We start from the raw sequence: 8,472 nt of genomic DNA, 5'->3' as shown, positions 1-8,472 counted from the left end.
ATGTTGGGTTACGCCCCTGGGGGCTAACCCAAGCTACGGGGCGGGTGGAGTTGCCATGAGTCGTAGCTCGGGTTAGCGAAGACGTAGGCCGACGCTTCCCCCGATGCCTTGAACAGCCGGGAGTTCTACCGTCAGTTAGTGCAATGTATTCGGGACATCTCTTGATACGCTTGTGCCCGTAAACACTGCGCTAAAGGCCAACTTTATAAGCCTAACTAACGGTTGGCTAGGGTTTTCCTTGGATTTTTCCCATGAAGTTTTTTCGTATCTTGCCGTTAAACAGATGTACGCATCTCAATTTAAAGGAGTGCTTATGCACGCAACAACAAGCAACCCCAACCCATCCGCCGCCGCTGTCATGCTCCCTGGCGCTTCCACCGCCAAGGCGCTCGATGCACACCCTCTCAACGCTTCTCATCCCGTTCACCGTTCGTAACTTAACCCTTAAGGAAAAACCCCATGGCTATCGTCAAGAAACCCGCTTATAAAATCGCCGCCCCGTCTGAAAATGAAAGCGGCAAACCTACCGGCGCGTCCGCTCGCGACGCAGAGGTGCAGCGCAAGAGGGCGCGCACGCTCGGCAAGCAGCAGCAGGCGGCGGAGCGCATCGCCGCCGCCACCGGGCAGTTGTCTTCCGGCATCAACCAGGCGGCCTCCGCCGCCGAAGAATTGAAGCGCGCAGCCGACCTGATCGCCTCCGGCGCCGAAGTGGCCTCCGGCGCGGCGCAGGAATCAATGACCGCCTTCACGCAGGTCATCGGCGCCATCGCCCTCCAGTTGCGCAATGCGGACATCAGCCAGACCAAAATGGAGGGCGCTCAGACCCTGGTTGCCAAAACCTCTGCGGACGTCGCCAACCTGATTACCAACGTCGCCGTGGCCGGGCAACGCCAGATTGCCTCGGTGGCGATGGTGGTGGAGCTGGAAAAACAGGCCGCCAACATCGGCGATATCGTCAAGGCGGTGGCGCGCATTGCAGACCAGACCAATCTGCTGGCCCTGAACGCGGCGATTGAGGCGGCCCGCGCCGGCAAGCACGGCAAGGGTTTTGCCGTGGTGGCCGACGAGGTGCGGACCCTGGCTGAAACCTCGGAGACGAGCGCCAAGCAGATTCAGGACCTGGTGGGCCAGATCCAGCAGGACGTCAAGGCCATCGCCGACGGCATCAACAACTCGGCCAAGGCCATCGAAGGGGAAGTCGAAAAAGGCAAGGTCATCACCGTGCAGCTTGAGGCGATTCGCACGGACGTGATTGAAGTGGTGCGCGGCATCACGGAAATCGCCACCGGCGCCAAGCAGTCCGACGCCGCCGCCGCCCAGGCGCTCAAGGGCTCGGAAGAAATTGCCGCCGCCGCCGTGCAGCAATCCGCCGCCGCCGAAGAGACGGCCAAGACGGTCCAGGAGCAGTCCCAGGCACTGGCCGAGTCCGAGCAAGCGACGCAAGCCATGTCCGAACTGGCAGAGGACCTGAAAAATTCCACCGACGTGGCCAAGAGTGCCGAAGAGGTGGCGTCTTCCGCCGAGGAGCTTTCCTCCGCCGTGCAGGAAATCAACAGCGCCAGCGCCCAGATCATGGCGGCCATCGAACAGATCCGCAAGGGCGCGCAGACGTCCGCAGCGGCATGCGAACAATCCTCGGCGGCAGTCAACCAGATCGAAAAAGGCGTGGAGGTGGCGCAGCAGCGTGCCACGGATGGCGGCGAGAAGGTGAAGGCGGTACTGGCAACACTCGGCGTCAACAAGGTCTCGGTGGACGAGCTGATCAACGGGATTACCTCATCGGTCAGGGGCACGCAGGACAGTATCAAACAGGTGAAAGATCTGGAGCAGGTGTCGCGGCGCATCAACAAGATTGTCGAAGCCATCACCACGGTGTCGATCCAGACCAACATGCTGGCGGTCAACGGCTCCATCGAGGCGGCGCGCGCCGGCGAGTTCGGCAAGGGCTTCGTCGTGGTGTCTACCGACATCCGCAACCTGGCCCGCGACTCGGCGGAAAACGCCGATCGCATCAAGGACCTGGTGAAAGCGGTGCAGGATCAGATTGTTGCCGTTAGCACCGATCTTGATGAAATCGTCAAATCCGCCCTCAGCGAGGTGGAAGGGGCCAAGGCCTCGACCGCCAACCTCAACCTGATCGAATCCGACATCATCGTGGTTGAGCAGGGTACGCGCGAAATTCTGGCGGCATCCATGGAAATTGCCACGGCCATCGGTCAGGCGAAGAGGGGAATCGAGCAGATTTCCACTGCATCTCAGGAAGCCGAGAAAGCGGCCAACGAAGCGGCCAGTGCTGCCGCGCAGCAATCCAAGGGCGCCGAGGAGTTGGCCTCCGCCATTGAGGAAATCTCTTCTCTGGCCGACGAACTGCAAAGCGCAGCATAAAGGGACGCCATCATGACGACAGAAACACTTGAACAGCGGGTGGACGAGGCGCGTTCCGGAGACGATGGTCTCGAGGAACTGGTCTCTGAAACCCGGCAGTTTGTCACCTTCATCACCGGTGGCGAAGTCTTCGCCGTGGACATGGCGCCGGTGCAGGAAATCATCCGCCTCCCCGAGGTGGTAAGGGTGCCGCTGGCACCGGCCACGCTCGATGGCCTGGCCAATCTGCGCGGCAAGGTGCTGCCCATCATCTCCCTGCGCCGCATGTTCGGTTTTCCCGAACAGGAACCTGACGACGCCACGCGCGCGGTGGTGGTGGACGTGGGTCAGCCGCTTGGTTTTGTGGTGGACCGGGTGGCCAGCGTGGTGGGTGTGGAACCCAGCCAGATCGAGGATGTGGGCGCGATTCGCAGCACGGTGGATACCGACCTGCTTTCCGGACTCATCAAGGGTGTGGGTGGCCACGCCATGATCATGGTGCTGGATTTCGAGAAGCTCATTGCGCGTGAATTCTCGCAAATCGCCGGCCTCGCCAAAGGCGCCGGCATGGCAGGCGCTTTGTCGGCCAGTACCGCGGACGACGAAGAGGAAGAGGCGGCGAGCGATGAACTGCAACTGGTGAGCTTTAACGTCGCCGAACAGGAATACGCGATCGCCATCGAAGACGTGCAGGAGATCGTCCAGGTGCCGGACACGATCATTCATGTGCCGCACTCGGAATCGCATGTCATCGGCGTGATGACCCTGCGCAGCCGCCTGTTGCCGCTGGTCAGCCTGCGCCGCATGTTTGGCTTGCCGGATCAGCCATTGGACGAAAAAAGCCGCATCGTCGTGCTGGCTTTGGGAAGCGCCTCGGTTGGCGTGGCCGTCGATGGGGTGAGCGAAGTGCTGCGGGTCGCCAAGACCTTCGTGGACGCCATGCCCGCCCTGCTCGCCAAGGAGGGGGGTATGGCTGATATTTCCGAAATCTGCCGGCTGGACGACGGCAAGCGTCTGGTGTCCATCATCACCGTGCGCAACCTGTTCGACCATTCCGCCATCAAAGAGGCATTGAGTACCGTGAACGACATCAAGCGAGAAGCCGACCAGGACACCGCCGAACTGGATGAAGACCTGGACGACGACGAACAGGTGGTGGTGTTTCGCCTGAACAAAGAAGAATTCGGCGTACCGATCCACAGTGTGCAGGAGATCGTGCGCGTGCCGGAGGAACTCATCCATGTGCCCAGGGCCCCGGTGTTCGTCGAAGGCGTCATCAATCTGCGCGGCAGCGTGCTGCCGGTGATCGACCTGCGCCTGCGCCTGGGTCTGCCGCGGGTGGCGCGTTCCGACAACCAGCGCATCATGGTGTTTCTGATTGCCGACGTGCGCACCGGCTTCATCGTCGATCAGGTGGCCGAGGTGCTCAAGATACCCAAGGCGGTCATCGAGCCGTCGCCGAAACTCTCCAGCGGGCAGGGGCGGCTGCTGTCGCGCATGGCCAATATGGAGAAGCAAAAACGCATGGTGCAGTTGCTTGAGCCCGCGTATCTGGTCGAGGGCGAAGAGCTTACAACTCTCGCCGCAGTGGGGGGGTGAGGCCGTGATCAAGCTCCTGATCGTCGACGATTCGGCGCTGATGCGGCGCCAGCTGACGCAGATATTTGCGTCAGCTGGCGGCTTCGAAATAAGCCAGGCGAGAAACGGCCGCGAGGCGGTGGAGCAAAACCGCGTTTTTCAGCCGGACGTGGTCACGCTGGACATCAACATGCCGGAGATGGACGGGCTCACGGCCCTCTCCCTCATCATGGCCGAGCGCCCGGTTGCGGTGGTCATGGTGTCGTCGCTGACCGAAAAAGGGGCGCTGGCCACCTTCGAGGCGCTGAATCTCGGGGCGGTGGATTACATCGTCAAGCCGGGCGGCACCATTTCGCTGTCCATTGACAAGATCACGGAGGAACTCATTGGCAAGGTGCGTGCCGCTGCCCGTGCGCGCATCAAGGGGAAAGGACCCGCCGTCAAGGGGCTGGCCCAGCGCATGCGCGAGGAGCGTGAAGAGCGTGAAAAAGTTGCGGCCACCCCTGTAGCTGGCCCCCCCGTGGCGGTGCGCCGTAGTATCGCGGAAGAGGGCTTGGTCGTCGTCGGTGTGTCTACCGGCGGACCGCGCACGCTGGAGGAGATCCTGCCGCAATTGCCCGTCGACTTTCCCTGGCCGGTGCTGGTGGCGCAACACATGCCGGCAGCATTTACCAAATCGTTTGCCGAGCGGCTGAATAAGGTTTGCGCGCTACGGGTCGTCGAGGCCGCGTCACCGATGCCGGTTGAGCCCGGCACGGTCTATATCGCCAAGGGCGGCGCTGACATGGTGGTGGCCATGCGGGGCGGCAAGCTCACCGTGCTGCCCAAACCGGAAAATTCGCAGCACCTTTGGCACCCCTCGGTGGAGTTGCTCGGGCGCTCCGTGCTGGAACACTGCGACCCGGCACGGGTGACGGCGGTGATGCTCACCGGCATGGGCTCCGACGGAGCGGACGCCTTTACCGAGATCAAGCAACGCGGCGGACGCACCATCGCCGAATCGGAAGAGTCCTGCGTGGTGTTCGGTATGCCCAAGGAACTGATCGAAAAACGCGGCGCCAGCCTGGTCCTGGCGGCGGAGAAAATCGCCGCCCAGCTCAATGTATGGGCCGGGCGATAAAAGGAAAATTAAATGGCCTTCATCAAGAAGCAAAACACCGAGTCTGTCGTTCAGGAAGAGCGTCAACAGGCGCGGGCGTGCCCGGATCTGCTGGCGGGCCTGGAGGCCGTCAACCCTACGGCCCGCCGCTGGGCGGCACGGGATCTCGTCAATTGCCCGGACGTCGCTGCTGCGCTGGTCGATCGCCTGAAGCGGGAGGGCGACCTGTCCGTGCGGGAGGTGATCCTCACCACCTTGACCCGTCTCGGCGATTCAATCGCGGTCGCGGGGCTGGTCGATTGCCTGCGCAGCGAGGACGCGGCCTTGCGCAACGAGGCCATCGAGGCGATGAAGCAACTGCCCGACGAAGTGGCGCCTATCATGCAAGGGCTGCTGGCGGATACCGACCCGGACGTGCGCATCTTTGCCGTCAATATCCTCGAATCGCTGCGGCACCCGGATGTGGAGGCGTGGCTGATCGACGTGATTGAAACGGACCCGCACGTCAATGTCTGCGGCACGGCGCTGGATTTGCTCAGCGAGGTCGGCACGGAGGCAGCGCTGGAACCGCTCGCACGGTTCAAGGCCCGATTTGCCGATGAGCCCTACATCCAGTTCGCCGCCGAACTGGCGTTGAGCCGCATCCATGAAGACTGACACGGCCATGACAAAAATCGCCATCAACGACGATGACTTCCAGAAGTTCCGGGAGTATTTCTACCGCAAGACCGGCATCAGCTTCGAGCCGACCAAGCGCTATTTCGTGGACAAGCGATTGGTGGAGCGCATCGAGGCCACCGATAGCGACAGCTTTCGCAGCTACTTCAGCATGTTGCGCTTTCAGGCTTCGGGCGAAGAGCTGCAGCAGCTGACCAACATCATGACGGTCAACGAAACTTATTTCTTGCGCGAGGACTACCAGTTCCAGTGCCTGGTCGATTCCATGCTGCCGGATATCGCCAATCGCAAGACCGACAACAGTCCCATCCGCATCTGGTGCATCCCATCGTCCTCGGGCGAAGAACCTTACACCGTTGCCATGTACCTGATGGAGCGCTGGGCCGGCATCAGCAAGTGGGATGTGGAGATTATCTCGTCCGACATCGACACCGGTATTCTGCAAAAGGCGCGCGCCGGGCGTTATTCACCCCGTTCCGTGCAGCATGTGCCGGCGCCGTGGCTGGCGAAGTATTTCACCCGCAAGGGTGACGAGTACCAGCTCTGCGAAGACGTGCGGCAGGCGGTTGAATTTACCCGGGTGAATCTTGCGGAGCCCGCCGATACCCGGCCCTACCGCAATTTCGATGTGATCTTCTGCCGCAATCTGCTGATCTATTTCGACGACGTGTCGCGCAAGGCGGCCGCCGAAACTTTCTATGACGCCCTCAGGCCCGGTGGTTTTATCTGCCTGGGTCATTCGGAATCCATGAGCCGCATCTCCTCTCTGTACAAGGTGCGCAAATTCCCTGAAGCCATTGTTTATCAAAAATCCCTGGAGGCCCGATGAAACGCATCCTGATTGTTGATGACGCCGCCACCGTACGCATGTACCACCGCAACATCCTTGAATCCGCCGGCTACGTGGTGGAAGAGGCCATGAACGGCATCGAGGCGCTTGAAAAAGCCTTGCAAGACCCGTTCGATCTTTACATTGTGGATATCAATATGCCCAAGCTCGATGGCTACGGTTTCCTGCGCCAGTTGCGCGGGGAGGACATTCCCCAGGCTCCCGCCATCATGGTGTCCACCGAAGCCGCTGCCAATGACCAGACGGCGGCCTACCGGGCGGGGGCCAACGGCTACCTCGTCAAGCCCGCCAAACCCGTGCAACTCTTGACGCATGTCCGGCTGCTGCTCGGGGAGGTGTACCCATGAATCCCTTGCTCGAACAATTCATTTCCGAAGCCCGCGAGTGTCTGCAAGACATCGGCGAAAAGCTGATGCAACTGGAGCAGGCGCCGGCTGACGCCGGTCTGATGGTTGAGCTGTTCCGTCTGGTACATACCTTGAAGGGCAACAGCGGCCTGTTTGATTTTCCCGAAATGACGCGCGTGCTCCATGCCGGCGAAGACCTGATGGATGAGGTCAGAAACGGCCGGGTCGCTTATTCGCAGGGCTTGGCAGATCAACTGCTGGATGCCATGGACTTCGTCGGGCTCCTGTGCGACGAGATCGAGTCGGCCGGGCGCATCGATGCGTCCCGCGCTGCCGATTCGGCCAGTCTGGCGGGGGCCTTGCGGGCGCTGATCGTGAGCCAGTCAGTGGCGGTTGCTGAGGACGGCCAACCGGCTGCTGACCTTGCATCGCCCGCGGCGCCGGCAACGCCGGCTTCCGCCCAGCTGTCGCTGGCCGAGATACCGGAAGACGTCCGCATGGAAGCCTACCGGCGTGCGATGGACGGCGATGCCCTGCACTGGGTCACCTACACGCCGGCAGAGGAATGCTTCTTCCAGGGCGACGACCCTTTCTTTACCGCCCGTCAGACGCCCGATGTCCTGTGGGGCCGGATCGTGCCTCGCGAATCCTGGCCGCCTCTGGCCGAACTCGATGCCTACCGCTGTGTGCTGGAGTTCCAGTTACTGACGACGGCTCCCCGCGAGGAGCTGGCCGAGTACTACCGCTACGTGCCGGATCAAGTGGGCATCATTGCCATGGACCCGTGGTTCCTGGTCATCCCCCAGGGCAACCCCAACGGCGGGCCGGTCTATGAGGATTTCGTCGCCGATGCCCTGCAGCATCTGGAGGTTGGCGATCTGGAGGCGCTCAAGCAGGCTTCGCAAACCATGTTGCAACTCAGCAACCCCGAGTTATGGCTGTCGTCGGCCTTGCGCTGGCTGATTGAGCTGTTGGACCGTATGCCGGACCAGCGCGCCGCTATGCGCAGTCTCATCGAGTCGCTCCGCACCTTGGCGCCGCCGGATTGGACGGCTGCGAAGGATGCGAGCGCCAGCACGCCGTTGCATTCGGCGAATCCCCTCAAGCCACTGTCTGAAGAAGATGCCACGGCACTGGAAGCCATCTTTGCCGCCCAGCGCCAGATTCTCATGCTCGACGACCAACCCGTCTGGCAAGCGGGACGGCTCAAGGCGGCTGCGGGTGTGCTGATTAATTGCGGCAAGGCCATCGGCGATCATGTCGCGCAGTGCGAGATCGAAACGGCACTCCAGCAAGCCCTGGCCACAGGCAGTAGCGCCCATTTGCTGGCATGGCTTGCTGCCCACGATGGTGGACAACCGCCAGCGGCAGCAGTGCCAAGCTCGCGTGACGAGGTGCCCGTTGCCAAGGCCGCCAAGCCAGTTGCTGCCGTTGACCCCGCGCCGGCAAGGAGCCCCGCCCCCGTAACGGAGGATGAAGCTCCCAAATTCAATCGCCGTGCCGAAGACGCCACTACCGGCTCCAAGAGCCTCAAGGTCGATCAGTCCAAGATCGAC

8 protein-coding genes are annotated in these 8,472 nt (G+C 61.8%); all 8 read left to right on the top strand.

The window, feature by feature from the left end; translation table 11 throughout:
* Window positions 1-313 precede the first annotated feature (313 nt).
* Complete coding sequence (locus B3F77_RS07235; protein ID WP_293604307.1) at window positions 314-436, top strand: hypothetical protein; 123 nt, start codon at window positions 314-316, stop codon at window positions 434-436.
* Between the two features lie 23 nt (window positions 437-459).
* A complete protein-coding gene (locus B3F77_RS07230) occupies window positions 460-2,385 on the top strand; it encodes a methyl-accepting chemotaxis protein (protein WP_293604306.1) in 1,926 nt (641 codons plus the stop codon).
* A 12-nt stretch (window positions 2,386-2,397) separates the two neighbouring features.
* The gene (locus B3F77_RS07225; protein ID WP_293604305.1) at window positions 2,398-3,963 is read left to right on the top strand and encodes a chemotaxis protein CheW; all 1,566 of its coding nucleotides are present in this window, start codon (window positions 2,398-2,400) and stop codon (window positions 3,961-3,963) included.
* A gap of 4 nt (window positions 3,964-3,967) precedes the next feature.
* Window positions 3,968-5,062, top strand: a complete 1,095-nt coding sequence (locus B3F77_RS07220) for a protein-glutamate methylesterase/protein-glutamine glutaminase (RefSeq protein ID WP_293604304.1) — start codon at window positions 3,968-3,970, stop codon at window positions 5,060-5,062.
* 12 nt (window positions 5,063-5,074) lie between these two features.
* Window positions 5,075-5,698 carry a HEAT repeat domain-containing protein gene (locus B3F77_RS07215; protein WP_293604303.1) on the top strand — a complete coding sequence of 208 codons (624 nt, stop codon included), beginning with the start codon at window positions 5,075-5,077 and terminating at the stop codon, window positions 5,696-5,698.
* A gap of 7 nt (window positions 5,699-5,705) precedes the next feature.
* Entirely contained in the window at window positions 5,706-6,548 is an 843-nt protein-coding gene (locus B3F77_RS07210; protein WP_293604308.1) for a CheR family methyltransferase, read from the top strand.
* Window positions 6,545-6,916: a response regulator gene (locus B3F77_RS07205; protein ID WP_293604302.1), complete on the top strand. Its 372-nt coding sequence runs from the start codon at window positions 6,545-6,547 to the stop codon at window positions 6,914-6,916. Before B3F77_RS07210 ends, B3F77_RS07205 begins: the two co-directional genes overlap by 4 nt.
* On the top strand, window positions 6,913-8,472 hold a 1,560-nt coding region (locus tag B3F77_RS07200), incomplete at its 3' end, for an Hpt domain-containing protein (protein WP_293604301.1). The genes B3F77_RS07205 and B3F77_RS07200, both read left to right, overlap by 4 nt.

The sequence above is a fragment of the Polaromonas sp. UBA4122 genome, from assembly GCA_002381615.1.
GTDB lineage: Bacteria > Pseudomonadota > Gammaproteobacteria > Burkholderiales > Burkholderiaceae_C > Polaromonas.
This window is presented reverse-complemented; position numbering and strand designations above follow the sequence as displayed.